Consider the following 26,751-nt stretch of genomic DNA (forward strand, 5'->3'; position numbering starts at 1 on the left):
GCGGGCCCTTGGAATCCTGCTGATGCTGACGGCCCTGGCGCCGCTGCTGGCCATGGTCTCCGGTGGCCTGGCACCCTCGGTGGTACTCTCGTTGGTTGCCTACGGCATGCTGTTCGCTGGCGTGTTGTGCTTCACTGCCGGCGTTCTCCGCCGCTAGCGGCAGGATCAGGCACTCGGAGATACGGTGCGGGGTCTCTCGGGCGCCAGCAGTAACAGCAGGGAAGCGGCAACAGTCGCGCCGGCGAGGGTTATGCCCAGGCCCGAGGGTGTCATGCCGGCATCCAACGCCAGCCCGGCCAGGACCGGCGAGGCAGAGGTGGACAGCACCATGGCCGCCTGGGCCAGGGAGCGGATGGCGCCGATGTGGGCCACGCCGTAACGCTCCGGCCAGAGGGCGTTGCCGGCCGTGCCCGCGAAGCCCTGGCTCATGCCCGTGAGCGCCAGGTAGAGGAAGGGCGTCCAGCTCGCATGGGTCATGGCCATGACCAGCAGCCCCGCGACCATGGGGTAGAGCCCGATCACCAGGGACCGCCGGGCCCCGATGCGGTCCACCAGCGGGCCGGCCACGAACAGCATCAGGAAGTGGCCGAGGGCGTAGCCGGAGAAGGCCAGGGCGATGTGCTCCAAGGGCCAGCCCCGGATCTCGGCAATGGCGGTCTGGTGGAAGAGGATGGCGGTCACCGTGAAAGGCACGGCCAGTGCACCCGGCAGGGCCATGTAGAGGCCGGGGTCGCGCAGCGCCTGGCGCCGGGTGAAACCAGTGGTCTCGGCGCCGTCCTCATGGCCCGTGGCGCGGAATTCGCGCGGATGGCGGGCATCGCGGGCGAGCCAGCGCATCAGGGGCAGCGCCAGTACGAGCAGGAAGGCGGCGGCCAGCAGCCAGGGCGAACGCCAGCCCCAGGCCGCCAGGATCAGACCCCCGGCCGCCGGCAGCAGTGCCTCGGACAGCGGTAGGCCGGAGACGGTCAGGGCCATGATCTTGCCCCGATCGCGGTCGAAGTAGCGGCTGGCGGCGGTGAAGCCGATGTGCGTCATCATGCCCTGGCCGCCGAGCCGCCCCAGGAAGAAGCCGGGAATCAGAAGCAGCCAGTGCCAGGCGGTACCGAGCAGCAGGGCACTGGTTCCGAGCAGGCCCAGTGCCAGGGTGATGGTGTTGGCCAGGGACCAGCGGTCCACGATGGTCCCGAGTCGCACCAGTACCAGGGCCGAGCCCAGTGTCGCCAGGCTGTAGTAGGTGCCATAGGTGGCGTTGCTCAGCTCGAAGGTGTCGCGCAGGCTGCTGCCGAAGATGGAAATGAAGAAGGTCTGCCCGAACCCGGACAGCGCCGTGGCCAGCAGTGCGAACAGGGCCAGCGAGGGGTTGGTCTGTATGAAGCGTGGCAGGCGCAGGTTCAAGGCGGACTCCGGTGAACAGCGGGAGCGCCATGATAAAGCGCCGGAGTCCGCCGTTACAGGGGCGGCGTCTCAGGGTTCCCCGAAAGCCGAGCTGCGCAGACGGTTCAGAACGGCCATCACCTCATGCAGCCTGGGGAGGGCCAGATCGCCGTCCGGGCGGCGGCTGAGTGCGGTCAACCCTGCCTCCAGCCGCCGGGCCAGCTCTTCCGGGGGCTGATCCAGGCGTGTGCCGGATTCCGCCACCCGTGCCAGCAGCTGGCCGATGGCCCGCACCTGGGAGGGGTCGGCCACCTGCTCAACCGAACGCAGGTCCACGTCATCGCGACCAAAGATCAGGGTATCCGGCCCCCGGGCCTGGATCTTGGTCTTGCCCGGCTTGGTTTCCGGGTTCAGCTGTTTGCCAATCAGGGGGCGCGGTGTTGGCCGGTCCAGCGGGTCCAGGGCCTCGGTTTCGCGCCCGGTGGCGAAGCGCTCGGCCACAGCCCGGGCATCAGCGGTCACGTCATGGGCATGGTAGTCCTGGAGCTGGATCACGGTGTCCGCGCAGTCGAAATAGTCCCCGGAGCCGCCCATCACCAGGATGGTGGAGACCGAGAGTTCATCGCGCAGCTGACGGATGCGGTCCACGAAGGGGGTGATGGGTTCGCTCTCGCGGGCGACCAGGGCCTGCATGCGGCGGTCGCGGATCATGAAGTTGGTGGCGGAGGTGTCCTCGTCCACCAGCAGGGTGTGGGCGCCGGCTTCCAGGGCTTCCTGGAGTGCCGCTGCCTGGCTGGTGGAGCCGGAGGCCAGTTCCGTGGAGAAACGTTCCGTGGTCTTACCGTAGGGCAGGCGGTTGATGTAGGGGGAGAGATCCAGGCCGTGCACGGCGCGCCCGTCCTCCGCCCGGATCTTGGCAGCGCCGCCATCGGTGACCACCTGCTCGCGCCCGTCCCCGGGAACATGGTCATAGACGCCGAGCCCCAGCGCCGACAGCAGGGTGGACTTGCCGTGGAAGCCGCCGCCGACGATCAGGGTGATCCCCTCGGGAATGCCCATGCCGGCGACCGGGCCATGGTTGGGCGTTTCCAGCGTGACGGCCAGTGACCCGGGCGTCTCGAAGGGGATGGCATCGGTCAGCGGCCGGTCATCGACCCCTGAGCGCCGCGGCAGGATCGAGCCGTTGGCCACGAAGGCCACGACCCCGTGCTCCGGAAGCTGGCGGCGCAGGGCCTGCTGGTCCTCCACCACGGCCATGTGCCGCTCCAGTGCCTTCAGATCCAGACGCCGGGCGGTGGCTGCGGCCAGCACCGCCTCGGGCAGTTTCTCGCAGATCAGTTTGCGGGCCTGGTGGCCCATGATGCTGCGCCCGCGCGCCGGCAGGCTCAGGCTCAGGCGCAGTTCCACGTCGCCGTTGTCATCGATCAGGGTTGCCGTCCGGTCCAGCACCGTCTGGTTACCGGCGTCGATGCCCAGCTCCTTCTCATTGCGCGTGGCGTGGCGGAAGGCACGGGCGATGTAATCGCGTGCCGCGCACTGACGCGCCTGGCTCGTGAATACCGTTGATGGGAGCTGCGCCGTGGCGGCGTCCACTCTTGCCCGCACCCGCGAGGGGGCGGCGAACGGATCGGCCTGCACGTGGTCCACGATCAGGGTCCAGCCCTCGAAGCGGTGTTCACCGAGCAGGTCCTTATAGGCCCTGTAGCTTTTACCGTCGAGTCGGGTCAGCAGTGATGCCAGTTCTTTCATGGAGCCTTCCGGTTACAGAAAAAGTACATGCTAACAGAGGGTTGTCGAACGGGTGTTTGAATCCTTTCCGTGACGAGTGTCACATCTCCAACTATATTGCATGCGAATCCGCCACTACGAAAATTCGGAGACCAACACCATGCTTGCCCTGATGCGTCGTTTCACCATCCGCCAGCGTCTGATGGGCCTGGTGGGCGTAGCCTTCCTGGTCCTGCTCGGGCTTGTCCTGATGGTGGCCAATGATTTTGAGGAAGGCCTCTACAACAGCAGCAAGGAGCGTACCCGTAATCTGGTGCAGAGCACCATGACCATGGTGGAGCACTATTATGAACGCCAGCAGGACGGCGAACTCAGTGAATCGCAGGCCAAGCGCCGCGCCGCGGAGGCTGTGCGCAATCTGCGCTATGGCGACGATGACTATTTCTGGATCCATAACATGGATCTTGTCATGGTCATGCACCCGTTCAGTGAGGATCTGGAAGGCAAGTCCCTGAAGGATTACGAGGACCCGAACGGGGTGCGCCTGTTTGCGGAGATGAACAGAACCATCCGCAATGAGGGCGGCGCCGGTTTCGTGCCGTACCACTGGCCCAAGCCAGGGTTTGATGATCCGGTGCGCAAGATCTCCTATGTGGAGCGGTTCGAGCCCTGGGGCTGGGTGATCGGCACCGGCATCTACCTGGACGAACAGGAGGCCCAGTACGCCGCTGCCATGAGTGGTGTGGTGACGCTGGCAGTAATCGGGTTCCTGGTGCTCATCGGTGTGAGCTTCCTGATCGTTCGCAGCGTGACACAGCCCATGGGGAGCGCTGCTGCTGCCATGGAGAGTATCGCCACGGGTGAGGGCGACCTGACCCGGCGTCTGGATGATACCGGCAGCGATGAGGTGGCGCGCGTGGCCCGAAGCTTCAACAGCTTTGTGGCCCGGATCCAGGATATGGTGCGTGAACTTCGGGATGTGGTCGGGACCAACAAGGAAGTAGCCGGCAGCGTCCGCAACTCCGTAACCGAGGCCGGACAGTCCTTTGACCAGCAGAAATCCGAGCTGGACACGGTCGCTTCCGCCATCGAGGAAATGACCCAGACCGTGGATGATGTGGCCAAGCGCATCAGTGAGGCGGCGGATGCTGCGAGCACCGCTAATGACCGCGCCAGCGAGGGTGAGCACACGGCCCAGGAAGCCCGGGACCGTATGGCGAATCTGGTGCAGGAGGTGCAGCAGTCGAGCGACGCCATTGGCAAGCTGGACGAGCATGCCCAGAACATCGGCCAGGTGCTGGATGTGATCCATGGCGTGGCGGACCAGACCAACCTGCTGGCGCTGAACGCGGCCATTGAGGCGGCCCGTGCCGGCGAGCACGGGCGTGGTTTCGCGGTGGTGGCGGACGAAGTGCGTAACCTGGCCAGTCGCACCCAGCAGTCCACGGATGAGATCCGCGAGATGATCAACCAGCTGCAGGAAGGGACCCGCCACGCGGTGGAGACCATGCAGCGCAGCAGCGAACAGACCCAGAGCATGCAGACGAGTGTGGATTCAGCCCGGGAGGCGCTGGAGGCCATCGCCGGTTCGGTCAGCACCATTACCGACATGACCCAGCACGTGGCCACTTCGGCGGAGGAGCAGTCCCAGGCCTCCAACGAGATCTCGGCCAGCCTGAACCATCTGACCACACTGGCGGGGCAGGTCCGGGAGGAGCTCAACAGCATCCAGGAGCAGTCCCAGTCCCTGGGCAGTGCGGCGGATTCCATCGAGTCCATGGTGCGCCAGTTCCGGGTGGACTGAGCCCGGCCTCACTTGATCAGGGAGAGGGTGATGACGTCCATCTGTGTCTACTGTGGCTCCCGCTCCGGGCATGGGGATGACTACACGGACGCCGCGCGCCAGCTTGGAAAGGCCATGGCGGCGCGGGGGTTCGGGCTGGTTTACGGAGGCGCTTCCATCGGCATGATGGGGGTGATCGCGGATGAGATGCTGGCGGCCGGCGCCGCCGTGACCGGGGTGATCCCGGAGTCGCTTCAGCAGAAGGAGGTGGCCCACGACGGGCTCACGGAACTGCTGGTGACTGCGGATATGCACGAGCGCAAGCGCCTCATGGCCGAGCGTGCCGATGCCTTCATCGCCATGCCGGGTGGTCTCGGTACCCTGGAGGAACTGTTCGAGATCCTGACCTGGGGCCAGCTGCGCTTCCACGCCAAACCCATTGGCCTTCTCAACACCCGCGGATACTACGATGACCTGATCCGGTTCCTGGATGGCACCGTTTCCGAGGGGTTTGTGCATCCCCGGCATCGGGCCATGCTGACCGTGTCACAGGCCCCGGAAGACTTGCTTGATGTCCTGTCTTTGCATTAGTTTGTTCTAAATAAAGTCGCAGGAGCCTCCAATGGAGCCGCAGTTCTGGCATGACATCTGGACCGAGCGGAAAATCGGTTTCCACCGTAGTGACATCCACCCCATGCTCCAGAACCACTGGCATTCACTCGGGTGCGAGGGTCTCGATGTACTGGTGCCGCTGTCCGGCAAGACACTGGATATGCGCTGGCTCGCCAGCGAAGGTCACCAGGTGACCGGCATTGAGCTGGACCAGCGTGCCGTGGATGAGTTCTTCGAGGAATGGCAGTGTCAGCCGGCGGTCGACGCGCGCGTTGACGGGCTTGCGGACCATCATTCCGGTAACATCCATCTGCTGGTGGGGGATTTTTTCGGATTCCAGCCGGAGGCGCGCTTTGAGGCGTTCTACGACCGGGCAGCCCTGATCGCCATGCCGGAAGCGATGCGCCCGGACTACCTCAGGAAGCTGGCTTCGCTTGTTGTTGAAGGCGGCGTGGGGATGCTGATCACCTTTGAGTACCCGGACGGCGAGATGGACGGCCCGCCCTTCCCGGTGCGGCGCCCGGAGCTGGACGCCCAGAACTGGTTCCGGGTCGAACAGCTTGAGCGCCAGGAGGTTATCGGATATTACACCCACCTGCAGGAGGCGGGCGTTACGTCGCTGGTGGAAACGGCCTACCGGCTCGAGCGTACAGCCGAGCCGGCGGCATAAGGACTTACCCCAGCGCCTTAAGGGCCGCCTCGTAGTCCGGCTCCTCCCCGATCTCTGATACCAGCTGGCTGTGCAGCACCTTGCCGTTCTCGTCCAGAACCACCACGGCGCGGGCGCACAGGCCACGGAAGGGGCCGGAGGTGAGATTGACCCCGTAGTCCTGCCGGAAGCCGTCGTTGCGGAAACACGACAGCGTAATCACGTTGTCCAGCCCCTCCGCGCCGCAGAAACGCGCCGCCGCGAACGGCAGGTCCGCCGAGATCACCAGCACCGCGGTGTTGTCCAGGCTGCTGGCCTTTTCATTGAAGGTGCGGGTTGAGGCGGCGCAGACGCCGGTATCCACGCTGGGAATGATGTTCAGGATGCGGCGCTGACCCTGCCAGTCACCAAGGGTTTTCTCCTCCATGTCCGGGTTGGTCAGGGTGAAGTCCGGGGCCGTATCGCCGGGCTGGGGCAGGTTGCCGCTGACCTCGACCGGATTGCCGCCAAGTGTGACCTGTGCCATTGCTGTTCTCCCTGTTTCTGTCCGTCTGTTGGAATACCGCCGTTGGGTACGCTGTCACTGTGACCGCGGATGATCCAACAGTGCCACAATGCAGTGCTGGAGCAAAGCCGCTGACCCACCGGGTCTACCTGTCGGGTTAATTGACTTTTACCGGGATTTTTCAAAGTTTATGCCTGACTGGTTGGCATACGGGCGGAACCCCGCTGATAATTACCCCTTCTGTGGTATGGGAGCCCTTTGATGCAGGAAGGAGATCCGGTGTTTTTCAGGGAGGGGCCTGCTACCGACTTACGTCAGATGGATCCCCGGGCACTGCTGACCATCCTCGATAATGTGGATGCGCTCGTCTACGTGGCGGACATGGAAACGCACGAGCTGCTGTTCATGAACGACTACGGCCGGCGCGTCTGGGGTGAACCGGCTGGTCGCAAGTGCTGGGCGGTACTCCAGGATCGGAACAGCCCCTGCCCCTTCTGCACCAACTCCCAGCTTGTGGATGGCGAGCGGGAGGGTGCTGAACCACTGGTGTGGGAATTCCGGAACCAGGCCAACGGCCGCTGGTACCAGTGCCGCGATCAGGCCATCCGGTGGCCGGACGGGCGCCTTGTGCGGCTGGAGATCGCCATGGACATCACCGAGCGCCGGGAGATGGAAGAGGCGCTCAGGGCCGAACGCGAACGCGCGGATGCGCTGGCACGTGAAGATGAGCTGACGGGGCTCAACAACCGGCGGGCCTTTTTCGAGGCGGCGGAGAAGCTGCTCGCAAGGGCCCGTCGCAGCGATCGCCCCCTTTCACTGGTGCAGTTCGATCTGGACTGGTTCAAGCGCATCAATGACGAACACGGCCATGAGGCCGGCGACCGGCTACTGCGCCACATCGGGCAGCTGATCGGCAACTGTGTGCGAGAGGGCGATGTCGCGGCACGCGTCGGTGGCGAGGAATTCGTGCTGCTGCTTCCGGACACGGACCAGGACGAGGCCCGGATCCTGGCCAACCGGCTGCGCCAGTGTCTTTCCGGTTCCTCCGTTGCCTGCCGGGATGCCACGGTCAGCGCCAGTGCCAGCTTCGGTGTTTCCTCCCTGATTCCAGCCGACGATGGCGTTGATGATCTCATGGCACGTGCGGACCGGGCGCTCTACCGGGCCAAGCAGGCCGGGCGGGACTGCGTCTACGGCTGATCCGTCCAGGCCGTGATCAGTGCGTCCGCACTCTCGAAAGCACCCTCCACACGGCCACCCGCCAGCCAGTCGCCGCACAACCCCAGTCTATTGTCCACTGAGCTGAGATACAGTGGCCTGGGCCCGGGGGCCGGGCGTGCGTAGAGCCAGCGGTGCACCAGGTGATCGCTGGTGGGCTGGCCAACCCCGAAGCGCTGGCGGAAGGCGGTGGTCAGTTTTTCGGCTACTATCGCCGGATCGGTGTCACGGTGGGTTTCGGACCAGGTGCTGTTGGCATGGATAACCCACCATTCCGCATTGCCACGAGCGGGTTTGCTGGTGTTCCGGGCGACCCAGCCCAGACTCTCATGGGCCAACTGGATGCCATCAAAGCCAAGTGCCAGAGCCTCTTCAAAGCGCAGTGCCAGAGTCCAGCAGGGCAGCATCCGGAATTGTTCCAGCGCCATGGATGCGACCAGGGATTCCGGGAGCAGGTCCCGGGTCTGTTCGGGCGGAGCCGTAATGATCACGCGTGAGAAGGGGCCATGCGGACCCTGATCGGTCGTCAGAGTCCAGCCCTTAGGGCCCGCCGACACGGCCGTGATGCGGGTTCCGGTGCTGATGGAAAGGTTCCTGGATAGAGAACGGGTGATGGCGGTCATGCGGGGCGTACCAACATAACGCATCGCCTGGTGGAAGCTGTCCACCCCGCTTTCTGAACTTTCATGCCAGAGAGTGGCGTCCCAGAGCTGAAGGGCGTCTGCTCCGGCATACTCCCTCAGAAACGCGTTGAACCTCGGATTGCAAATGGTAAAGAATTGCGCTCCGATGTCGACGCTGGCATCATCCCGGGTGCGCTTGCTGGCAAGCCGCCCTCCCGGGCCACGGCTTTTCTCGTAGATGATGGGCGTGAAACCCGCTTCGCGTGCGCGCAGGGCTGCTGTCAGGCCGGCAACGCCAGCCCCAACAATGGCGATGTCTGTATTCTGAATCATGGTGGGTTATTCGTTGGCGGCGGCGTTATGGATGACCGCGTCCGAATAATCGTAACCAGCCGGGCCCCTGCTGACAAAGAGGCCCGGCTTTTGGAGTTTCAGGTTGAATTCAGAAGGAGGCCTGTATCCAGACCCAGCCCTTGTCCGCATCGCGGTTGAAGGCTTTGTCAGTGCCCTGACTGAAGCCGTCAGCATCGTAGGCGGCATACTTGGCGCCTACCGAATAGGTCCCGTTGATGCTGTACGTCGCCTGCAATGCGGCTTCAGAACCGTAATCGTCGCTGCTCTCATCGCTGTCAAACTGATGGTAGATCGCCATCAGGTGGACACCACCCAGAGTGCCGGAGAGACTGGTGTAGCTGTCCACCAGCCCGGAATCCGGCGTTGCCAGGAAACGGTCGGTGAAGCCATTGAACGCATGCAGTGTCGCCAGAGGCGTTGCAAAGGCTGAGTTACCGTTGTCACTGCCCAGCATTTCCTGACCGATTTTGAACTGTACGCCTGACACATCGACCCCGGCTTCGAGGCTGTAGTAGCTCTGGTCCAGGCTGCGGGGATTATCGTCATAATCGCTCTGATGGGCGTACTCCAGCGTGTACAGGGCATTTACGCCATCACTGAGCGGTGCATCTCCCGTGTACCGCAGTCCGAACGTCTGTGTGGAGTCATCGGGGTTGTTATCAAGCGCGATCAGGTAGCTGTAGGCCGACACTGCGCCGTAGTCCAGGCCTTCGTATTGCGCATGCAGGATGCCGGTATCCATGGCGAGGTCACCCTTGGGGCTGGCATCCGAAAAAATGCGGTTGGCGTTATAGAGATACCCTGCCGTGATGGTGGTATCCGGCAGTGACGTATTGACCAGCGTTGAGCCGTCAAAGGTCTGCTCGTTCTGGCGCCAGCCCACATTGCCAATAAAGCGGTCGTTATCCAGCTTCAGGCGCTGGCGGCCAACTCTCAGCCTGGTGTTCGTCAGGCCGCTGTACGCGAGATAAGCCTGGTTCAGCTCCGTCTCGGTTGGGTCGGCAACCACTGGGCGGCTGTCTCGACCATTGATTGTGCTGTTGTAGTTTTCAGGGCCGACCGCCGTGACATGTTCCACGTCCATGTAACCTTTGAGGTTGGCGACCTCAGCGGTTTCATAGCCCAGCCTGACACGCAGCGTGGATGCCCGCGCATCATCTGTGAAACCATCCTCGTCCACGTTCTCGTAGCGATAACGCGTGTCCAGTGAGGATGTGCCATTGGCAATGGCATCTGTGATGGGATCCGCGCAGATTCCTCCGGAAAATGCAGCAACAGCAACCACAAGGGGGGCTTTGCCAAGATAGGAGCGCACGGCGGTGGTAATCGGTGATCGCGTTGTCATGGGGTGGGGCCTCCAACGGCCGACTGAGGATGAATTCTCAGCCGAGTATCCCCTCTTAAAGAAATATGGGAAATGATGCTTATCAAGTTTCTGGCTTTATTTCCCTTCAGTATCAGGAAGGTAGGCCTTAAGGAGTAGGGTTTTCGTGTCGGCTGCCAGATTAAGCTGGTGCTTTCGGAGTACTACATCTGCGTGGCATCCACGTATCGACCAGGATCACCTTTCAGCATTGGCTGCTTTCAGGAGTCTCAACAGGGGATAGGTCGTTGTCCAGCGCCGACGATGCATAAAAAAAGGGCCTGCGATTGCTCGCAGGCCCCTCGGCTGTATGGCCCGCCCGATAGGATTCGAACCTATGACCTCTGCCTCCGGAGGGCAGCGCTCTATCCAGCTGAGCTACGGGCGGAGATTGACACCGGAATGGATAGTACCGGTGTCGTTCGACGGCTGGTGCCTTGTGAGCGACGCCATCGAAACAGGGGCAGTATGATAAGGGCCGTTGGCCCGCACGTCCATCCCCAGGTGACATTTCAGTAGTTGAGGGCCGCTGCAAAATGTGCCAGTGTTCAGTGAGAACATTTTTTGCGCAAAACGCTTGCATTCTTTTGGGGAAATAAGAATAATTAGCATTAAGGTGCTCGTTAGCTGCCATGCAGGAGTTGTCATGTACGTGTGTCTCTGTAATCAAATCACTGATCACGAAATCCGCCGCGCGGTCGAGGATGGCTGCTCCAGCATGCGGCAGCTCCGGAACGAGCTCGGTGTTGCTACCCAGTGTGGTCGTTGTGGAAACATGGCCCGGGAGATTCTGAATGAGCACCGCCAGAGCGTGGACCTGGACCTGATCAATGCGCTCGCACGCCCCGCGTAACAGCCTCTACTCCCTGCGACTGGCTGGCCGTTGCTGATCCGTATGTGCTAGTTTTGCGTAATTGAAAACAGACAGACCGGATCAGGAGGCAATTCCCATGAAGGGCGACAAACAGGTCATCCAGTATCTGAACCAGGCGCTGGCGGCTGAGCTGACCGCTATCAACCAGTATTTTCTCCACGCGCGCATGCTCAAGGACTGGGGCATCGACAAGCTGGGCAAAATCGAATACGACGAATCCATCGACGAGATGAAGCACGCCGATCAGCTGATCGAGCGCATTCTGTTCCTGGGCGGTCTGCCGAATCTTCAGGACCTGAACAAGCTGCTGATCGGTGAGAATGTGAAGGAAATCCTTGAGTGCGACCTCAAGGCCGAACACGACGGTATCGCCATCTATCGGGCCGGCATCAAGCATGCTGAATCCGTTCAGGATTATGGTACGCGCGATCTGCTCGCGAGCCTGCTGGCGGACGAGGAGGGCCATGTGGACTTCCTTGAGACACAGCTCGACATGATCGACCGCATGGGTCTCGAGAACTACTGCCAGCTGCAGTCCAGCGGCACTGCCGAGGAAGGCGGCGAATAAAGGAGGCTCGTATCATCGGCCGGGAGCGGGTACAATACGCCCGCTTCTGACGACTGAGGTGTGGTAATGAACAAGCTGACCCGAATTTTCGCAAGTCTCGGCCTCATTGTGGCGCTGGGCGGTTCCGCGCTCACACTGGCGGCTGTTGAGGACCAGATCAGGGAACGCATCAAGCCCACCGGCAATGTGAATATTGCAGGTGAGGAAGGCCAGCAGCGCCAGCAGCAGTCCAGCGGACCGCGCGGTGGCGAAGAAGTCTATGCCGACGCCTGTGCCGCATGCCATGACTCTGGTGCCGCTGGCGCACCCAAGATCGGTGATTCCGGGGCCTGGGCGGACCGTCTGAGCAAGGGGGATGAAACCCTCTATGATCATGCGATCAATGGTTTCAACGCCATGCCAGCCAAGGGCGGCTGCAGTGGCTGTTCCGATGAGGAAGTACAGAACGCGGTTGATTACATGACCGCGGAGAGCGAGTGAACCACGCTGCTAAAACCCGGCAGGGATTTCGGGGTGCCGCGCGCGTTGTCTCTGACAGTTGAGAGCGGTCAATGCGAATAACCGGCTACACAGACTATTCCCTCCGGGTTCTGATCTACCTTTCCCTTCAGGGTGACCGGTTGGCGACGATCCAGGAAGTCGCCGACCGGTATCAGATCTCCAAGAACCACCTGATGAAAGTGGTTCATCAGCTGACCCTCAAGGGTTATCTGGACAGCGTCCGGGGCAAGAAAGGCGGTGTCCGACTCCGGCTCAGCCCGTCGGAAATCAATATTGGTGTGCTCGTTCGGGAGATGGAGCCGGACCTGAATCTCGTGGAGTGCTTCGGGCCGGACAATAACTGCGTGATCTCACCGGTTTGTTCGCTCAAAGGGGTACTGGGTGAAGCGCTGGACGCATTCCTTGCGACCCTGGACCGTTACACGCTGTCGGACATTGTTCCCGGCAAGGACGCGCCCCATCTCATCCGGCTTCTGAACATCCCCACCGAGGGATCGGCAGCCGCCGTGTAGGAGCGACCTCGGTTACGCTCCTTGCGCGCCAGGTCTCTGGCGCACCGTCACCCCCCCGTCATATTCATGAACCGCAGGATCTGAACGTCACCGTCTGTGGTGAAGTGGTGCTCTTTCGGTTTCAGGTCCATGGCGCTGATGATGGCCTCGCGGATGGGCTCGTCATCTTCCGGGTAGCGACGCATAAGCCCCTTCAGGTCCTTCGAGTGCTCATTGCCCAGACACAGCAGCAGGCGCCCTTCCACGGTCAGGCGTACGCGGTTGCAGTCGCCACAGAAGTTGTGGGTGTGTGGGGAGATGAAGCCGACCTTGCTCTGTGAATCCGGCATCCGGAAATAGCGCGAAGGACCCCCGGTATCCGCCGTGCTGGGGATGAGGTCGTAACGCTGTTCGATGATTTCCCGGACCTCGTCGCTGGAGCAGAAGGTCTCATCCCGGGTATGGTCGGAGATCTCGCCCAGCGGCATTTCCTCGATGAAGCTGATGTCGATACCGCGCGACCGCGCGAACTCGACCAGGTCGAGGACTTCGTGGTCGTTGCGGTTCTTCATGATGACGCTGTTGAGCTTGATGCCCTTGAAGCCGGCTTCTACGGCGGTATCAATGCCCCGGATGACCTTGTTCAGGTCGCCGTTACGGGTGATAGCCCGGAATTTTTCCGCGTCCAGCGAGTCGAGGCTGATGTTGAGCCGGTCCATACCGGCGCTTTTCAGGTCGTGGGCCATGTGCGGGAGCTGGCTGCCGTTGGTGGTCATGGCCAGGTCGTCCAGGCCCAGGCCGCCAATGTCCTCGACCAGTTTCACGATGCCCTTGCGGACCAGGGGCTCGCCGCCGGTCAGGCGGATCTTCTCGACACCGAGCTCGCGGAAGATGCGGGCGATGCGCCCGATCTCCTCCAGGCTGAGCACCTGCTGGCGCGGCAGGAACTCCATGTCCTCGCTCATGCAGTAGACACAGCGGAAGTCGCAGCGGTCGGTCACGGAGATGCGCACGTAGGTGATGGTGCGCCCGAACTGGTCGACCAGTGCCTTTTGCGGTTCGGACATCGTGTTCTCCTTACTGCTCGCTCATGGCCTGGAGCTGTACCGGTTCGCCGTCGCGCGTGAAGATGGCGAACTGGTCCAGATTCTCACCGGTGGTGAGGGTCTGGGCCATGCGCGTGAGGTGTTGTTCGGTCTCGTCCTCGGGCGCGGGCTCGCCGTTGCGCCCGGGAAGGACAGCGGTCATCAGGAATTCCCAGTTGGTGCTGACCTGGTCCGCTTCCTCGACAATGTCCTTGAGGCGGGTCTGGGGTGTCAAGGGGAAGTCGCGGACCATCAGGGGCATGAGGGTGCCCTGGTCGTCCATGGCAGCGTGCTCGCCGCTGGCGGTTTTTTCCTGGAGGCGCTGGACGTTGATGAGTACGACCAGGAGTTTGGTGCCGGGGCTGTCCATTTCGGACATTTTCGCCAGGTCGTCGAAAGTGGTGATTCTTGGTTCCGGGGTGAAGGTTTCTACCGTCATTGTGTGCCTCTCGCTCACTGTACCAATGGATTGTCGGCGCCAGCCAGGTCAATTCCCTCGATCCGTGAGCGCCCGGCCAGGATCTGGAGGTACTGGCTGACGGAGCGGCGCCAGACGGATTCCTTCAGGTAAGTGGCGATCTTTTCGTGGACGGCTTCAAAGGGCAGCTGTTCGCCACGCTGGCGTTCGTGCAGCCAGATCACGTGGAAGCCGTAGCGGGTTTCCTGCGGATAGGCTGCGATCTCGCCTTCGGGTAGGCGTTCGAGGGCTTTTTCGAAGTCGTGGGCAGTGTCGCCGGGGCCGATGGTACCCATGTCGCCGCCGGCTTCGGCGGAGGGACATTTCGAGTGTTTGAACGCGAGTCGTGTGAAGCGGCTGGGATCGGCCTGGCAGACGCGGATGATGCGGCGGCAGCGTTCGCGGGCGGCAACGCGGGCGTCGGCGTCTTCGGCCGGGGCCGGGCGGAAGATGTGGGAGACGTGGTACCGGCTGGGGGAGCGGAAGCGTTCGCGGTTGCTGTCGTAGTACTGGCGGCAGGCGGCTTCGTCCGGCTCCGGGTTGTCCAGTTCCTGGTCCAGCAGCATCCGGATCTGTGCTTCTTCCTGGGTTTCCGCGGTCTGGCGGTCTTCGCCGGTGATGCCCTGGCGTTCGGCTTCGGTGATCAGCATCGTGCGGATGGAGAGGGCGCGCGCGGCTTCTTTCCGGGCTTCGTCCAGGGAGGATGCTGGATGGTATTGGACTTCCTGGTCGATGGCTTCTTCGGTGATGGTGCGACCGTTCACCATGATTTCGCCGCCGGCGACTTGCTGTATTGGAATGGCTTGCATAGTTATCGCCTCTGTCTCTGCTGCAGGTCGTCCGCTGCCGGGGATGCTCTCCGGGAACCGCTACAAGCACATCCCTGTGCGCTACGCGGTGGCCATCCATGGCCACCGAGTTTCCCTACGAGCATCCCCGGCACCGGCCGCCCCATGATTGTGGGGATTATTGCGGCCGTACGATCTGGTACCGCCGGGCCACGTATTCCACCGGCCAGCTCCAGATGTGCACCAGCCGGCTGAACGGGAAGGCGGTGAACATGAGCAGGCCGAGGAAGATGTGGGTCTTGTAGATCCAGTGCACGTCCACGATGTACTGCCATGCACCTGCCTGGAAGGTGACGATGCCCTGGGCCCAGTGGGCGAGTTCGAGCATGACGGCGCCGTCCAGGTGGTCCATGGAGACGAACAGGGTGCACAGGCCGGTGATCAGCTGCAGGTAGATCAGGCAGATGATGAAGGTGTCCATGGGGCTGCTGTTGGCGCGCACCCGGGCGTTGAACAGGCGCCGGTACACCAGGTAGCTGAGGCCGGCAAAGCACAGCAGGCCGAAGAGACCGCCGGCGACCATGGCCATGATCTGCTTGGCGCCCGGGCTCATGCCCAGTGAGGTGTAGACCACCGTGGGCGTGAGCAGGCCGAACAGGTGGCCGAAGAACAGCAGCAGGATGCCCACGTGAAAGGCAATGCTGGCCCAGCGGAACGCGGGTGGGTTGTCCAGGCTCTGGCTGGACATGGCCCGCCAGGTGTATTGCCCTCGTTCGTAGCGCAGGAAGCTGCCGAGCAGGAAGACGGTGCCGGCCAGGTAGGGGCCGACGCCGAAGATCAGCTGGTTGATATAGGTTTCCATGGTGTCTCTCCCCTGAATCAGCGTTGGCCGGCGGCCTGGGCGCCGGGGTTGTCCACCCAGCGCACAGGGATCTCGTCCGTGGGTGTGGTGGCGGGGCCGGGGCTGGTGTTGCCGCAGCCACCGCCGGCCGGGTCGTTATTGCCGAGGAAGGTGACCTGTTCCTCTTCCCAGATCTCGTCCATCTTGGTGATGGATTCGTCCGGGCCCTCGTTGGCCGCCAGGTCCCGCATGTCACGGGCCTGTTCACAGCTGCCGCCGATGGCTTCCAGCGCATGGAAGAGGGCGGCATAGGGGGATTCCTTTTCCTCCAGGCGGGCACCGAGCAGCACCATCACGGGCATGGCGTCACCGAGCATGTCGGTGATCTCGGTTTCGTCCTGGGTGGAGAGGTATTCCAGGAACAGCGGGATGTAGTCCGGCAGTTCCTTCGCATCCAGCTCGTAGCCGTGCAGGCGGTAGTGTTCCATCAGGTCGACCATGGCCTGGCCGCGGTCCCGGGATTCACCGTGTACGTGCTCGAACAGGTGCAGTGAGAGGTGGCGGCCGCGGTCGAACAGGCTCACGTAGTTCTCCTGGATTTCGACCAGCGGACGGGCCGCCAGGTCGTCGATCAGCGCCAGAAGCGCGTCACGGGGGGCTTCCCCGAGCCGCGATTCGCTGCGGATGACCTCGGCCAGCTCCGGCAGGGCCTCGTGCATGGGCCCTGTCGGGTAGGCCATGAGATGGGCGATGGCGTGCAGTGTCTTCATGGTGATCTCCTCAGTTGCCCATCTTCTCGACGCGAACGGAAAAGAAGTTGCGCTTGTTGTTGGGCTTGCCGCCGAAGACGTCGGCGTCCTCGCCACCCCCGGCGTTGCAGCCACTGCCGAAGCTGAAGCCGCAGCCACCGCGCTCGGTCTGGCCGTCGTACATGGAGTGGGCGTACTCGCGCTTGTTGGTCGGGATCACGAAGCGGTCCTCGTAGTCGGCGATGGCCATGTAGCGGAACATCTCCTCGACTGTCGCCACGTCCAGCCCGACCCGCTCCAGCACTTCGGTGTCTTCAACGCCATCCACATTGCGCCCGCGCATGAAGGCCCGCATGGCCAGCATCCGTTCAAGGGCGTGGGTGATGGGTTGTTCCTCCCCGGCGGTCAGCATGTTGGCCAGGTAACGCACCGGGATGCGCAGCTGGTCCACGTCCGGGATCGCGCCGTTGTAACCGATGCGGCCGGACTCGGCGGCGGACTGGATGGGCGACAGCGGCGGGGCGTACCACACCATGGGCAGCGTCCGGTATTCCGGGTGCAGCGGGAAGGCGACCTTCCACTCCATGGCCATCTTGTAGACCGGGGAGTTCTTGGCGGCTTCCAGCCAGTCGTCCGGGATGCCCTGGCGCCGTGCTTCGGCCTCGATCTCCGGGTCATGCGGGTTGAGGAAGACGTCCATCTGGGCTTCGTAGAGATCCTGCTCGTTGGGCGTGCTCGCGGCCTCCTCGATGCGGTCGGCGTCGTAGAGCATCACGCCCAGGTAGCGGATCCGGCCCACGCAGGTCTCGGAGCACACGGTGGGCTGGCCCACTTCGATGCGCGGGTAGCAGAAGGTGCACTTCTCGGACTTGCCGGACTTCCAGTTGTAGTAGATCTTCTTGTACGGGCAGCCGGAGACGCACATGCGCCAGCCGCGGCACTTGTCCTGGTCGATCAGGACGATACCGTCCTCTTCCCGCTTGTAGATGGCGCCGCTGGGGCAGGAGGCCACACAGGTGGGGTTGAGGCAGTGCTCGCACAGCCGGGGCAGGTACATCATGAAGGTGTTCTCGAACTGGCCGTAGATCTCCTTCTGCACGCCCTCGAAGTTGTAGTCCTTCGAACGGTGCTTGAACTCGGTGCCCAGGATCTCTTCCCAGTTCGGGCCCCACTCGATCTTTTCCATGCGCTTGCCGGTCAGCAGCGAGCGTGGCCGGGCCGTGGGCATGGTCTTCGAATCGCCCGCCTTCTGAAGGTGGGCGTAGTCGAAGTCGAAGGGCTCGTAATAGTCGTCGATGGCCGGCATGTCCGGGTTGGCGAAGATGTTCGCCAGTACCCGCCAGCGCCCGCCAATGCGGGGCTGGATGCTGCCATCGTCGAGGCGCTTCCAGCCGCCTTTCCAGCGTTCCTGGTTCTCCCACTCCTTGGGGTAGCCGACGCCGGGCTTGGTCTCAACGTTGTTGAACCAGGCGTACTCCATGCCCTCGCGGGAGGTCCAGACGTTCTTGCAGGTCACTGAACAGGTATGGCACCCAATGCACTTGTCCAGGTTCAGTACCTTGCCGATCTGTGCGCGTATCCTCATGTCATGCCCCCTCTGTCCGCATGGCATCGCTGGATTCCTCGTCCATCCAGTCGATGTTGCTCATCTTCCGGACAACGATGAATTCGTCGCGGTTGGAACCGACGGTTCCGTGATAGTTGAAGAAGTAACTCTGCTGGGCGTAGCCGCCGATCATGTGCGTCGGCTTGAGCACGGCCCGGGTCACGGAGTTGTGAATGCCGCCACGGTTGCCGGTGATCTCGGATCCGGGCGTGTTCACGATCTTCTCCTGGGCGTGGTACATCATCGACATTCCCTCCGGGACCCGCTGGCTGACCACCGCCCTTGCGGTGATGGCACCGTTGACGTTGAACGCCTCGATCCAGTCGTTGTCCTCGATGCCGGCCTTGGCCGCGTCGGTCTCGCTCATCCACACGATCGGGCCACCACGTGAGAGCGTGAGCATCAGCAGGTTGTCCGTGTAGGTGCTGTGGATGCCCCACTTCTGGTGTGGCGTGATGAAGTTGAGCACGATCTCGGTGTTGCCGTTGCCCTTCTTGTTCAGGATCGGATCGATCGTCTTCATGTCGATCGGCGGCTTGTACACGCACAGGGTCTCGCCGAAGGCGCGCATCCAGAGGTGATCCTGGTAGAACTGCTGGCGGCCGGTAATGGTCCGCCACGGGATCAGCTCGTTGATGTTGGTCCAGCCCGCGTTGTAGCTGACCTTATCCGACTCGATGCCCGACCAGGTGGGCGAGGAGATGATCTTGCGCGGCTGGGCCACGATGTCGTTGAACCGGATGGTCTCGCCTTCATGGTGGCGGGCCAGGTGCGCGTGCTCGCGGCCGGTCTGTTCGCTCAGCGCCTCCCAGGCCCGGACCGCCACATGACCGTTGGTCTCCGGTGCCAGACTCAGCACGGTCTCGCAGGCGTTGATGGCCGTGCGGATCTTCGGGCGCCCCTTGGTGCTGACGTCCTCGGTCACGCGGCCGTTGAGATCGCCCAGGAACTCGACCTCGTCATTGGTTTTCCAGCTGATGCCCTTGCCGCCGTTGCCCACGTTGTCCAGGAGCGGGCCCAGGGCCGTGAAGCGGTTGTAGGTCTCGGGGTAGTTGCGCTCCACCGGCACGATGCTGGGCATGGTCTTGCCGGGAATCGCCTCGCACTCGCCCTTCTTCCAGTCCTGAACCTCCTTGGGCTGGGCCATCTCCGCCGGGGTGTCGTGGATCTGGGGCAGGGTGGTGACATCGGTTTCCTCGCCCAGGTGGCCCACGCAGAGCTCGGAGAACTTCCTGGCGATGCCCCGGTAGATGTCCCAGTCCGAACGCGACTCCCAGGCCGGGTCCACGGCCGCGGTGAGCGGGTGGATGAAGGGGTGCATGTCCGAGGTGTTCATGTCGTGCTTCTCGTACCAGGTGGCGGTCGGCAGCACGATGTCCGAGTACATGCAGGTGGTCGACATCCGGAAGTCCAGCGTCGTCAGCAGGTCCAGCTTGCCGGTGGCCGCGTCGCGCCACTGCACTTCCTCCGGCTTCTCGGCATTCGGGATACTGTCCAGGTCCTTGCCCTGGAGGCCGTTCTCGGTGCCGAGCAGGTACTTGAGGAAGTACTCGTGGCCCTTGCCCGAGGAGCCCAGCAGGTTGGAGCGCCAGACGAACATGTTGCGCGGGAAGTTGGCCGGGTTGTCCGGGTCCTCGCTGGCGAACTGCAGGCTGCCGTCCTTCAGGGACTGCACGATGTAGTCCTTGATCTCCATGCCGGCTTCCTTCGCCTCGCGCGCGACCTGCAGCGGGTTGCGCGACAGTTGCGGCGCGGAGGGCAGCCAGCCCATGCGCTCGGCACGGACGTTGTAGTCGATCATGGAGCCGTTCCAGTCATCGGCGTTGACCAGCGGTGACAGGATCTCCTCCATCTTCACCGTCTCGTGGCGCCACTGGCTGGTGTGGGCATAGAAGAAGGAGGTGGAGTTCATGTGCCGCGGCGGCCGGTGCCAGTCCAGCGCGAACGCCACCGGCGCCCAGCCGGTCTGCGGGCGCAGCTTCTCCTGGCCCACGTAGTGCGCCCAGCCGCCGCCGGAGACGCCGATGCAGCCGCACATCATCAGCATCTTGATGACGCCGCGGTAGTTCATGTCCATGTGGTACCAGTGGTTCATGGCGGCGCCGATGATGATCATCGACTTGCCCTGGGTCTTGTGGGCGTTTTCCGCGAACTGCTGGGCCACGGTGATGACCTTCTCGCGCGGCACGCCGGTAATGGCTTCCTGCCAGGCCGGGGTGTAGGGTACGTCGTCATCGTAGGAGCTGGCCACGTGGTCGCCGCCCAGGCCCCGGTCGATGCCGTAGTTGGCCACCATCAGGTCGAAGACGCTGGCCACCCGGGCCTTGCTGCCGTCGGCCAGGGTGATGGTGCGCATGGGCACGCGCCGCTTCTGGATCATGTCGTGGCTGGTGTGGGTGAAGTGCGGGTTGCCACCGCCCCCGAAGTAGGGGAAGGCCACCTCGGTTACTTCATCGGATTCCTCGATGTGGCTCAGTCGCAGATGGACGTCACGGCCGTCACCGGTCTTCTGCTCCAGGTTCCACTTGCCCTTGTGCTCGGTCCAGCGGAAGCCGATGGAACCGGTCGGTGCCACCATGCTGTTGCTGTTCTCGTCCCAGGCGATGGTCTTCCAGTCGGCGTTGTCTTCCTCGCCCAGGTTGTCCGCCAGGTCTGAGGCGCGCAGGAAGCGGCCCGGTACCGTGTTGCCGTTCTCTTCGTCCAGCATCACCAGGTAGGGCAGGTCGGTGTAGCGGCGCACGTAGTCGTCGAAGTACTCGCTCTTACCCTCAACGTGCCATTCCTTGAGGATGACGTGGCCCATGGCCATGGCCAGCGCCGAGTCCGTGCCCTGCTTGGGGTTGAGCCAGATGTCGCCGAACTTGGAGGCCTCGGAATAGTCCGGGGTTACGGTAACGGTCTTGGTGCCCCGGTAGCGGGCCTCGGTCATGTAGTGGGCGTCCGGCGTGCGCGTCTGCGGCACGTTGGAGCCCCACATCATCAGGAAGGTCGAGTTGAACCAGTCCGCGGACTCCGGAACGTCCGTCTGCTCGCCCCAGGTCTGCGGCGATGCCGGGGGCAGGTCGCAGTACCAGTCGTAGAAGCTCATGCAGACGCCGCCGATCAGCGACAGGTAGCGGGTGCCGGCGGCGTAGGAGAGCATGGACATGGCCGGAATGGGCGAGAAGCCGATGATCCGGTCGGGGCCGTAGTCGCGCGCGGTGTAGACGTTGGCGGCGGCGATGATCTCCTGGACTTCGGTCCAGTCGGCACGCACGAAGCCGCCCAGGCCCCGACGGGACTTGTAGGCGTGGGCTTTCTGCGGGTCCTGGACGATGGACGCCCAGGCTTGGACCGGGTCGCTGTGCTGCTTTTTCGCGTCGCGCCAGAGTTCGACCAGGTGGCGGCGCACCATGGGATACTTCAGGCGGTTGGCGGAATAGATATACCACGAGAAGCTCGCGCCCCGGGCGCAGCCGCGCGGTTCGTGGTTGGGCAGGCCCGGGCGTGTGCGCGGGTAGTCGGTCTGCTGGGTTTCCCAGGTGACCAGGCCGTTCTTCACGTAGATCTTCCAGGAGCACGAACCGGTGCAGTTCACGCCATGGGTGGAGCGCACTACCTTGTCGTGCTGCCAGCGGGAGCGGTAGCCGTCCTCCCAGCGCCGATCCTCGTCCACGCTCACGCCGTGGCCGTCGGCAAAGGGTTCCCTCTGGCGCTTGAAGAACGTCAGTCGGTCCAGAAAGTTACTCATCTTGATCTCCTCAGGTTTGCCCTGTCCGCGCTGCCTGAACGTTGAGCTTTCTCAATGTCCAGGCTGATGGGCCCTATTCTGGTCAATAAGAAGTATCAGGTCTGCATGGATACCACGAGATAACCGGGATCTACCCCCCAAGGGATAGGAAAGGGTTACACGCGGGTTTCAGTGGGCTCGCCAAGGGTGGCGAGGAGGCCGGCGGCAATGAGGATAAGGCCGATGCTCATCAGGGGGGTAAAGCGCCAGCCGAAGGCGTCCGTGATCAGGGGGGTTGAGACATAGGCAAAGGTGGTCCCCAGGGCGCACAGAACCAGAAGCCCGGTGGTCAGCGCCAGCCGGGGGATGCGGGTCAGCCTGTGCAGGTAGACCACGCCGGCGGCAAAACAGCCGGGAACCACGCCGAGACCCGCGCCCACCAGCAGCAGGTGGCTGAACCGGTTTGCCAGTGCCAGACCGGCCAGTAATGGGATCAGCGCCAGGAAGACCATCAGCAGCACGTTGCCGGGTCTGGCGGAATGGGTGGCCCAGCGGTAGAGCACCCATACCAGAGGGAGGCCGATGGCTGCCGGCGCCAGCAGTATGAGGCTGAACTCTGTGCCGGTGAGCCCGAAGGTCTGCGACACCAGGGTCACAAGCGCCCCGAAAACACCCCAGCTGCCTGCCGCCAGTGCCAGTACCAGTATGGCCAGCGGCAGGGAACTGGACAGGTTCCAGTTCTTGTCTGCGGGCTGCATTGGATGTTGGACCTCATGCATGATGGATGGCATTGCGGTTTCAGTGGCTTGAGTGTCCGCCCAACCGTCATACCGGTCAAAAGGTCATTAGAGGTAGCCGTTGTTGAATTGGTGTAACATGTCTATTACTTTCGATATACGCCCAGTCCGACACGCTTGCTGAGAACCAGATGCGCCTTTTCAGGGATTCGCTGATTGCCCGTATCGGAATGGCCCTGGCGGCCGTTGTGATACTGGCATTGATCAATATTGGGGTTTCGCTGGCGATTTCCGCCAGTGCCCGGGGCGACGCCGCCGCCATCAACCATTCCGGACTGGTGCGCATGGAACTCCAGCGGCTGGTGACCCTGGGGGAGGCCGAGGCTGGGCCGGAGCGCATCCAGGACCAGATGCAGCAGATCACCGCCCGCCTGGAAAGCCCCCTGCTCAACAGTGCCATGCCGGGGCTGGCGCATCCGGTCACGGCACAGTACCAGCGTGTGCGGCTGACCTGGTTGGCCCTGATCCGGCCCGTCTATTCGGAAGTACTCCGTGGCAGCGCCGCGGGTTTGCCACTGAAAGGGACTGCTGTCTTCATTCAGGAGGTGGATGCCCTGGTGGCAGCGCTGGAAGCACGTGCCGAGTCGCGCATTGCCCTTCTGGGCATGGTCCAGGTTCTGTCCCTGATCCTGACCCTTGCGGTTGTGGTGGTACTGTTCCTGGACGTGCGCCGGCGTGTGGTGGAGCCCCTGAACCGGCTTCTGACCATGGCGCGCGCGGCGGCACGCCAGGACTTCAGCCAGCGTACCGGCTTCCGGGGTCAGGATGAGCTGGCCGTTCTGGGCCGGACCTTCGACCAGATGAGTGAATCACTGTCCCGGCGCTACGCGGACCTGGAATCGCAGGCGGCGGCGCGGACCGAGGAACTCGAACGCAGCCACCGCGCACTGCAGCTCCTGCACAGCGCCAGCCGGTCGCTCTATGGCGCCACGGACCTTTGCGAGGGCTCCGTTCCATTGCTGCAGCAGCTGGAAGGGCTTCTGGATATAGGCCCGGTGAGCCTCTATCTGCATGAACAGGAGAATGACGCCTCATTTGAGGCGGTCACCACCTTCGCCCACGCGCGCCCGGAACACTGCCGTTCCTTCAACTGCGATGCCTGCCTCACGGGCTGCCATACCTTTGAGGACCAGCCCGAGGAACACCGCAAGCGGCTGCTTCTGCCGGTGCGTACCGGGGACGATCTGGTGGGAACCCTCGAGGTCTGGTATGAGCGCGACCGGACCCTGCAGCATCACGAACGCCAGCTTCTGGAAACCCTGGCTGACCAGCTCGGCACTGCGGTCTACCTGAGCCGTCGGATGACGGAACAGCAGCGGCTGACGCTGATGGAGGAGCGCACCGTGATCGCCCGTGAGCTGCACGACTCGCTGGCGCAGTCACTCTCCTACCTCAAGATGCAGGTGGCGCGTCTGCAGAAGCTGCAGCAGGAATCCGGTCGTGAGGTCGATGCCCGCGAGGAGGAAGTGATCCATGAGCTGCGCAACGGGCTGAACAATGGCTACCGCCAGCTCCGGGAACTGCTGACCACCTTCCGCCTGCAGTTCGATTCCCCGGGGCTGGAGGAGGCCCTGAACCGGACGGTGAGCGAGTTCAGTGAGCGCCTGGGCTATCCGGTGTCACTGGAGTACGACATGCCGCCACGCATGTTCTCACCGAATGAGGAGATCCATGTGCTGCAGATCGTGCGCGAGGCGCTGGCGAATGTGCTCAAGCATGCCGATGCCACTGAGGCCTCGGTGTGTGTCTACCAGCGCAACGGCTCACTCCGGGTGGTGGTGCGGGACAATGGCGTGGGTCTGCCCGACGGTGGGGCACCGCCGAGCCATTACGGTATCGTGATCATGCGCGACCGTAGCCAGACCCTGGGTGGTGAACTCAGTATGCGCAACCGGGACGAAGGCGGCGCCGAAGTGCGCCTGATGATCCCGCAGAACAACTCCGGCCTGATCCAGGCTTCCTGAGCCCATTGCTCACAGAACAGTAACGGGATGATGTTATGACCCAGACAGACGATAAAGCGCCGGCGCGGATTCTTCTGATTGATGACCACCCCCTGCTGCGCCGGGGCATTACCCAGCTGCTGGAAATGGAGGACAGCATGACCCTGGCCGGGGAAGCCAGCAGCTCAAAGGAGGGGGTGCGCCTTGCCGGGGAGCTGGACCCGGACCTGATTCTGCTCGATCTGAACATGCCGGGAACGGATGGCCATGAGACGCTGCGTAAGCTGCGGGAGGACGGTTTCCCGGGCCGGATTGTGATTTTCACTGTCTCGGATGCCGAGGATGACGTGGTTGCGGCGTTGCGCGCGGGTGCTGATGGTTACCTGCTCAAGGATATGGAACCCGAGGACCTGATGAGCCGGCTGCATCAGGCCGCCGTGGGCAAGCTGGTGATCAGCGACCGGCTCACGACCCTGCTTGCCGATGCCCTGCGCCATCAGCACACGCCGGAGGCGGAGGGACCGGACTACGCCAGCCTGACCCCGCGTGAGAAGGACATCCTGCGCCACATCGCGGAAGGGCTCTCCAACAAGATGGTGGCCCGGCGGCTGGACATCAGCGAGGGCACCGTCAAGGTGCATGTGAAGCACCTGCTCAAGAAACTCGGGCTGCGCTCCCGCGTGGAAGCTGCCGTCTGGGCGGTGCATGAGGGCTACGCCGAAAGCTCATGAGAGGTCGTCGATTGACCCACTTTGGTGATGTGATGATGGTCTCTCAAATGTTGATGGGGGAGGTCTTTAGTGGGACACTTCCGGTACGGTGCGCAAACAGCGATATTTAATCTGGAGCTTGCGCGAAACCAATAAGGAAATTGGCCGATACGCATGTCTGCTTCATCATCCTTGCCAGCCCCTTTTCCTCGTTTTGTTACGTTCATTCGTATCGTCCAATTTTTTGCTGGTCGAATCTATATGAAATCAAACGTAGTGATGACGTCCTAACCCAGGGAGATGATTGCCGTCGTTATAGAGATGTATGGATGGTTTGGATAGCTTGAGTTCGTAAAACATGCACGATGGAAGCTGGAACAGTAGGAGGGAACCCTGTGAGAACACGCAAACACCTGAAGAGCTTCGATTCTGATGAGATCTTACTTGATGGAGAAGAGGCAAGGACGGTGCTTTACTTCATATTCACTGATGCTGAAAAAAACTTGATCGATAGACTGGAGATGGATGAGAAGGCTCGTGGCTATGCGCAAGGACTACTCGTTGAGGCAATTGATGCGTCCTATTCCATTGGCTATTTGGAGAAATTATTTCGAAGCGCTGCGAATCCTACAAAAGGCGCTGTCAAACTTCTGAAGAGCTTCGCCAAGAAAGCGTCCAAGCAGTGGTTTAAGCATGCATCGGCCAGTGACTTACAGAATGTGCGGGTCTACCAGTTCGTCGTGGATCACCTTGCCACCCAGTTTAAAAGTGAGCTCAGGATACTGTTGGCCTCTGAGCGTGAGTTGAAGACCAGTGCATTTTTCGCCTATACAGTACCTCGCCAGGGCTTGATCAAGGTGGTGGGGTGATGGATATGAAGAATCCTGTGGTCAAGTGGTTCGTAGGAGTTTCTGCAATCAGCATTGTTCTGACACTGGCTTTGGTCGCGTATGTCCTGTCAAGCATGTCTATGTCCACATTGGTGTTATGCAGCGCCGGGGAAGGGGGAATACGGATTCCAGCTTCGGTCTGCGAAACCCACATGCGTCTATTCAGATCCTCGGAGTCGGATATAAAGGAACTTCGTTACGGTGGGCTTGATCCTGTTCTGAATATGAAGGATGAACGGAAGTACAAGATCGCCAGGTTTCTTATAGAGAATGGACTGGACGTTGATGAACCCAATCAATACGGCGATGAAGACTCCGATGCAACCCCTCTGCATCTGAGCGTTCTCTACAATGATCCAGAGCGAGCCCGGTTTTTACTGGATCAGGGCGCTGATCCCGATGCGGAAAGCGACAGATTTGATGGCATGACGCCACTGGAATTAGCCCGTCATTTTCGGAGCACGGATAATGATAGGGAGTTTCAGGCGATCATTGAGGTGTTCGAATCCCGGGTATCAAGAGAGCATTGAATG

The 26,751-nt window shown here is 62.3% G+C and carries 26 protein-coding genes and 1 tRNA gene; 13 read left to right on the plus strand and 14 right to left on the minus strand.

Annotated features, from left to right (window positions below):
* Positions 1 to 22: 22 nt before the first annotated feature.
* Complete coding sequence (locus CK501_RS17060) at positions 23 to 157, plus strand: hypothetical protein (RefSeq protein WP_269844179.1); 135 nt, start codon at positions 23 to 25, stop codon at positions 155 to 157.
* Positions 158 to 165: 8 nt separating this feature from the next.
* Here CK501_RS17060 and CK501_RS03395 read toward each other — a convergent pair whose 3' ends face one another.
* Both CK501_RS03395 and CK501_RS03400 read right to left on the minus strand, forming a co-directional pair.
* Positions 166 to 1,395 (minus strand): MFS transporter, encoded by a 1,230-nt coding sequence (locus tag CK501_RS03395; RefSeq protein WP_198949367.1) that lies wholly within the window; start codon positions 1,393 to 1,395, stop codon positions 166 to 168.
* Positions 1,396 to 1,464: 69 nt separating this feature from the next.
* Positions 1,465 to 3,123 carry an ABC-ATPase domain-containing protein gene (locus tag CK501_RS03400; protein ID WP_095616297.1) on the minus strand — a complete coding sequence of 553 codons (1,659 nt, stop codon included), beginning with the start codon at positions 3,121 to 3,123 and terminating at the stop codon, positions 1,465 to 1,467.
* Positions 3,124 to 3,262: 139 nt separating this feature from the next.
* Here CK501_RS03400 and CK501_RS03405 point away from each other — a divergent pair, with 139 nt between their 5' ends.
* The 3 genes from CK501_RS03405 to CK501_RS03415 are packed head-to-tail and all read left to right on the plus strand — an operon-like array spanning position 3,263 to position 6,167.
* Positions 3,263 to 4,906, plus strand: coding sequence for a methyl-accepting chemotaxis protein (locus CK501_RS03405; RefSeq protein WP_158223028.1), 1,644 nt, complete (start codon positions 3,263 to 3,265; stop codon positions 4,904 to 4,906).
* Positions 4,907 to 4,936: 30 nt separating this feature from the next.
* On the plus strand, positions 4,937 to 5,476 hold the full coding sequence (locus CK501_RS03410) for an LOG family protein (protein WP_095616299.1): 540 nt from the start codon (positions 4,937 to 4,939) through the stop codon (positions 5,474 to 5,476).
* 31 nt (positions 5,477 to 5,507) lie between these two features.
* Positions 5,508 to 6,167: a thiopurine S-methyltransferase gene (locus CK501_RS03415; RefSeq protein ID WP_095616300.1), complete on the plus strand. Its 660-nt coding sequence runs from the start codon at positions 5,508 to 5,510 to the stop codon at positions 6,165 to 6,167.
* A gap of 4 nt (positions 6,168 to 6,171) precedes the next feature.
* On the opposite strand, the gene tpx is transcribed toward CK501_RS03415, so the two are convergent.
* Positions 6,172 to 6,672, minus strand: coding sequence for a thiol peroxidase (gene tpx, locus CK501_RS03420; protein ID WP_095616301.1), 501 nt, complete (start codon positions 6,670 to 6,672; stop codon positions 6,172 to 6,174).
* Positions 6,673 to 6,912: 240 nt separating this feature from the next.
* On the opposite strand from tpx, the gene CK501_RS03425 reads away from it, so the two are divergent.
* Positions 6,913 to 7,851 (plus strand): diguanylate cyclase, encoded by a 939-nt coding sequence (locus CK501_RS03425; protein ID WP_095616302.1) that lies wholly within the window; start codon positions 6,913 to 6,915, stop codon positions 7,849 to 7,851.
* Here CK501_RS03425 and CK501_RS03430 read toward each other — a convergent pair.
* The 3 genes from CK501_RS03430 to CK501_RS03440 all read right to left on the minus strand — a co-directional run bounded on the left by CK501_RS03430 (position 7,842) and on the right by CK501_RS03440 (position 10,597).
* Positions 7,842 to 8,825, minus strand: a complete 984-nt coding sequence (locus CK501_RS03430) for an NAD(P)/FAD-dependent oxidoreductase (protein WP_095616303.1) — start codon at positions 8,823 to 8,825, stop codon at positions 7,842 to 7,844. The genes CK501_RS03425 and CK501_RS03430 overlap by 10 nt on opposite strands.
* Before the next feature lie 109 nt (positions 8,826 to 8,934).
* Positions 8,935 to 10,191 (minus strand): alginate export family protein, encoded by a 1,257-nt coding sequence (locus CK501_RS03435; RefSeq protein ID WP_198949368.1) that lies wholly within the window; start codon positions 10,189 to 10,191, stop codon positions 8,935 to 8,937.
* A gap of 329 nt (positions 10,192 to 10,520) precedes the next feature.
* Positions 10,521 to 10,597: transfer RNA gene (locus CK501_RS03440), tRNA-Arg, on the minus strand.
* A 258-nt stretch (positions 10,598 to 10,855) separates the two neighbouring features.
* Here CK501_RS03440 and CK501_RS03445 point away from each other — a divergent pair.
* From CK501_RS03445 to CK501_RS03460, 4 genes are all read left to right on the plus strand, one after another.
* Positions 10,856 to 11,062, plus strand: a complete 207-nt coding sequence (locus CK501_RS03445) for a bacterioferritin-associated ferredoxin (protein WP_095616304.1) — start codon at positions 10,856 to 10,858, stop codon at positions 11,060 to 11,062.
* Positions 11,063 to 11,159: 97 nt separating this feature from the next.
* A complete protein-coding gene (gene bfr, locus CK501_RS03450) occupies positions 11,160 to 11,651 on the plus strand; it encodes a bacterioferritin (RefSeq protein WP_095616305.1) in 492 nt (163 codons plus the stop codon).
* 66 nt (positions 11,652 to 11,717) lie between these two features.
* Complete coding sequence (locus CK501_RS03455; protein WP_095616306.1) at positions 11,718 to 12,131, plus strand: c-type cytochrome; 414 nt, start codon at positions 11,718 to 11,720, stop codon at positions 12,129 to 12,131.
* 71 nt (positions 12,132 to 12,202) lie between these two features.
* Positions 12,203 to 12,664: an Rrf2 family transcriptional regulator gene (locus CK501_RS03460; protein WP_095616307.1), complete on the plus strand. Its 462-nt coding sequence runs from the start codon at positions 12,203 to 12,205 to the stop codon at positions 12,662 to 12,664.
* Between the two features lie 47 nt (positions 12,665 to 12,711).
* Here CK501_RS03460 and moaA read toward each other — a convergent pair whose 3' ends face one another.
* From moaA to CK501_RS03500, 8 genes are all read right to left on the minus strand, one after another.
* Entirely contained in the window at positions 12,712 to 13,710 is a 999-nt protein-coding gene (moaA, locus tag CK501_RS03465; protein WP_095616308.1) for a GTP 3',8-cyclase MoaA, read from the minus strand.
* 10 nt (positions 13,711 to 13,720) lie between these two features.
* Positions 13,721 to 14,167, minus strand: coding sequence for a hypothetical protein (locus CK501_RS03470; protein WP_095616309.1), 447 nt, complete (start codon positions 14,165 to 14,167; stop codon positions 13,721 to 13,723).
* 14 nt (positions 14,168 to 14,181) lie between these two features.
* On the minus strand, positions 14,182 to 14,994 hold the full coding sequence (locus tag CK501_RS03475; protein ID WP_095616310.1) for a peptidylprolyl isomerase: 813 nt from the start codon (positions 14,992 to 14,994) through the stop codon (positions 14,182 to 14,184).
* Between the two features lie 157 nt (positions 14,995 to 15,151).
* Positions 15,152 to 15,835, minus strand: a complete 684-nt coding sequence (gene narI, locus CK501_RS03480; protein ID WP_095616311.1) for a respiratory nitrate reductase subunit gamma — start codon at positions 15,833 to 15,835, stop codon at positions 15,152 to 15,154.
* A gap of 17 nt (positions 15,836 to 15,852) precedes the next feature.
* The gene (gene narJ, locus CK501_RS03485; protein ID WP_095616312.1) at positions 15,853 to 16,584 is read right to left on the minus strand and encodes a nitrate reductase molybdenum cofactor assembly chaperone; all 732 of its coding nucleotides are present in this window, start codon (positions 16,582 to 16,584) and stop codon (positions 15,853 to 15,855) included.
* 10 nt (positions 16,585 to 16,594) lie between these two features.
* Positions 16,595 to 18,148 (minus strand): nitrate reductase subunit beta, encoded by a 1,554-nt coding sequence (gene narH, locus CK501_RS03490; protein WP_095616313.1) that lies wholly within the window; start codon positions 18,146 to 18,148, stop codon positions 16,595 to 16,597.
* Between the two features lies 1 nt (position 18,149).
* On the minus strand, positions 18,150 to 21,899 hold the full coding sequence (locus tag CK501_RS03495; RefSeq protein WP_095616314.1) for a nitrate reductase subunit alpha: 3,750 nt from the start codon (positions 21,897 to 21,899) through the stop codon (positions 18,150 to 18,152).
* A gap of 155 nt (positions 21,900 to 22,054) precedes the next feature.
* The gene (locus tag CK501_RS03500) at positions 22,055 to 22,636 is read right to left on the minus strand and encodes an MFS transporter (protein WP_095616315.1); all 582 of its coding nucleotides are present in this window, start codon (positions 22,634 to 22,636) and stop codon (positions 22,055 to 22,057) included.
* A gap of 170 nt (positions 22,637 to 22,806) precedes the next feature.
* Between CK501_RS03500 and CK501_RS03505 the strand changes: the two genes are divergently transcribed.
* From CK501_RS03505 to CK501_RS03520, 4 genes are all read left to right on the plus strand, one after another.
* Positions 22,807 to 24,639 (plus strand): type IV pili methyl-accepting chemotaxis transducer N-terminal domain-containing protein, encoded by a 1,833-nt coding sequence (locus CK501_RS03505; RefSeq protein WP_095616316.1) that lies wholly within the window; start codon positions 22,807 to 22,809, stop codon positions 24,637 to 24,639.
* A gap of 35 nt (positions 24,640 to 24,674) precedes the next feature.
* Positions 24,675 to 25,349 carry a two-component system response regulator NarL gene (gene narL / locus CK501_RS03510; RefSeq protein WP_095616317.1) on the plus strand — a complete coding sequence of 225 codons (675 nt, stop codon included), beginning with the start codon at positions 24,675 to 24,677 and terminating at the stop codon, positions 25,347 to 25,349.
* A gap of 374 nt (positions 25,350 to 25,723) precedes the next feature.
* Positions 25,724 to 26,197 carry a hypothetical protein gene (locus tag CK501_RS03515; RefSeq protein WP_095616318.1) on the plus strand — a complete coding sequence of 158 codons (474 nt, stop codon included), beginning with the start codon at positions 25,724 to 25,726 and terminating at the stop codon, positions 26,195 to 26,197.
* The gene (locus tag CK501_RS03520; protein ID WP_095616319.1) at positions 26,197 to 26,748 is read left to right on the plus strand and encodes an ankyrin repeat domain-containing protein; all 552 of its coding nucleotides are present in this window, start codon (positions 26,197 to 26,199) and stop codon (positions 26,746 to 26,748) included. Before CK501_RS03515 ends, CK501_RS03520 begins: the two co-directional genes overlap by 1 nt.
* Positions 26,749 to 26,751: the final 3 nt, after the last annotated feature.

Source organism: Halovibrio salipaludis (assembly GCF_002286965.1).
Taxonomy (GTDB): domain Bacteria; phylum Pseudomonadota; class Gammaproteobacteria; order Pseudomonadales; family Oleiphilaceae; genus Halospina; species Halospina salipaludis.

Bases quoted from the DNA above. Each gene is read 5' to 3' on its own strand.
- CK501_RS03460 (WP_095616307.1), top strand. From the start codon at position 12,203: ATGCGAATAACCGGCTACACAGACTATTCCCTCCGGGTTCTGATCTAC.
- CK501_RS17060 (WP_269844179.1), top strand. From the start codon at position 23: ATGCTGACGGCCCTGGCGCCGCTGCTGGCCATGGTCTCCGGTGGCCTG.
- CK501_RS03470 (WP_095616309.1), bottom strand. From the start codon at position 14,167: ATGACGGTAGAAACCTTCACCCCGGAACCAAGAATCACCACTTTCGAC.
- CK501_RS03475 (WP_095616310.1), bottom strand. From the start codon at position 14,994: ATGCAAGCCATTCCAATACAGCAAGTCGCCGGCGGCGAAATCATGGTG.
- CK501_RS03405 (WP_158223028.1), top strand. From the start codon at position 3,263: ATGCTTGCCCTGATGCGTCGTTTCACCATCCGCCAGCGTCTGATGGGC.
- CK501_RS03495 (WP_095616314.1), bottom strand. From the start codon at position 21,899: ATGAGTAACTTTCTGGACCGACTGACGTTCTTCAAGCGCCAGAGGGAA.
- narI (WP_095616311.1), bottom strand. From the start codon at position 15,835: ATGGAAACCTATATCAACCAGCTGATCTTCGGCGTCGGCCCCTACCTG.
- narH (WP_095616313.1), bottom strand. From the start codon at position 18,148: ATGAGGATACGCGCACAGATCGGCAAGGTACTGAACCTGGACAAGTGC.
- moaA (WP_095616308.1), bottom strand. From the start codon at position 13,710: ATGTCCGAACCGCAAAAGGCACTGGTCGACCAGTTCGGGCGCACCATC.
- tpx (WP_095616301.1), bottom strand. From the start codon at position 6,672: ATGGCACAGGTCACACTTGGCGGCAATCCGGTCGAGGTCAGCGGCAAC.
- bfr (WP_095616305.1), top strand. From the start codon at position 11,160: ATGAAGGGCGACAAACAGGTCATCCAGTATCTGAACCAGGCGCTGGCG.
- CK501_RS03455 (WP_095616306.1), top strand. From the start codon at position 11,718: ATGAACAAGCTGACCCGAATTTTCGCAAGTCTCGGCCTCATTGTGGCG.
- CK501_RS03425 (WP_095616302.1), top strand. From the start codon at position 6,913: ATGCAGGAAGGAGATCCGGTGTTTTTCAGGGAGGGGCCTGCTACCGAC.
- CK501_RS03505 (WP_095616316.1), top strand. From the start codon at position 22,807: ATGCGCCTTTTCAGGGATTCGCTGATTGCCCGTATCGGAATGGCCCTG.
- CK501_RS03415 (WP_095616300.1), top strand. From the start codon at position 5,508: ATGGAGCCGCAGTTCTGGCATGACATCTGGACCGAGCGGAAAATCGGT.
- CK501_RS03400 (WP_095616297.1), bottom strand. From the start codon at position 3,123: ATGAAAGAACTGGCATCACTGCTGACCCGACTCGACGGTAAAAGCTAC.
- CK501_RS03410 (WP_095616299.1), top strand. From the start codon at position 4,937: ATGACGTCCATCTGTGTCTACTGTGGCTCCCGCTCCGGGCATGGGGAT.
- CK501_RS03430 (WP_095616303.1), bottom strand. From the start codon at position 8,825: ATGATTCAGAATACAGACATCGCCATTGTTGGGGCTGGCGTTGCCGGC.
- CK501_RS03520 (WP_095616319.1), top strand. From the start codon at position 26,197: ATGGATATGAAGAATCCTGTGGTCAAGTGGTTCGTAGGAGTTTCTGCA.
- narJ (WP_095616312.1), bottom strand. From the start codon at position 16,584: ATGAAGACACTGCACGCCATCGCCCATCTCATGGCCTACCCGACAGGG.
- narL (WP_095616317.1), top strand. From the start codon at position 24,675: ATGACCCAGACAGACGATAAAGCGCCGGCGCGGATTCTTCTGATTGAT.
- CK501_RS03500 (WP_095616315.1), bottom strand. From the start codon at position 22,636: ATGCAGCCCGCAGACAAGAACTGGAACCTGTCCAGTTCCCTGCCGCTG.
- CK501_RS03445 (WP_095616304.1), top strand. From the start codon at position 10,856: ATGTACGTGTGTCTCTGTAATCAAATCACTGATCACGAAATCCGCCGC.
- CK501_RS03435 (WP_198949368.1), bottom strand. From the start codon at position 10,191: ATGACAACGCGATCACCGATTACCACCGCCGTGCGCTCCTATCTTGGC.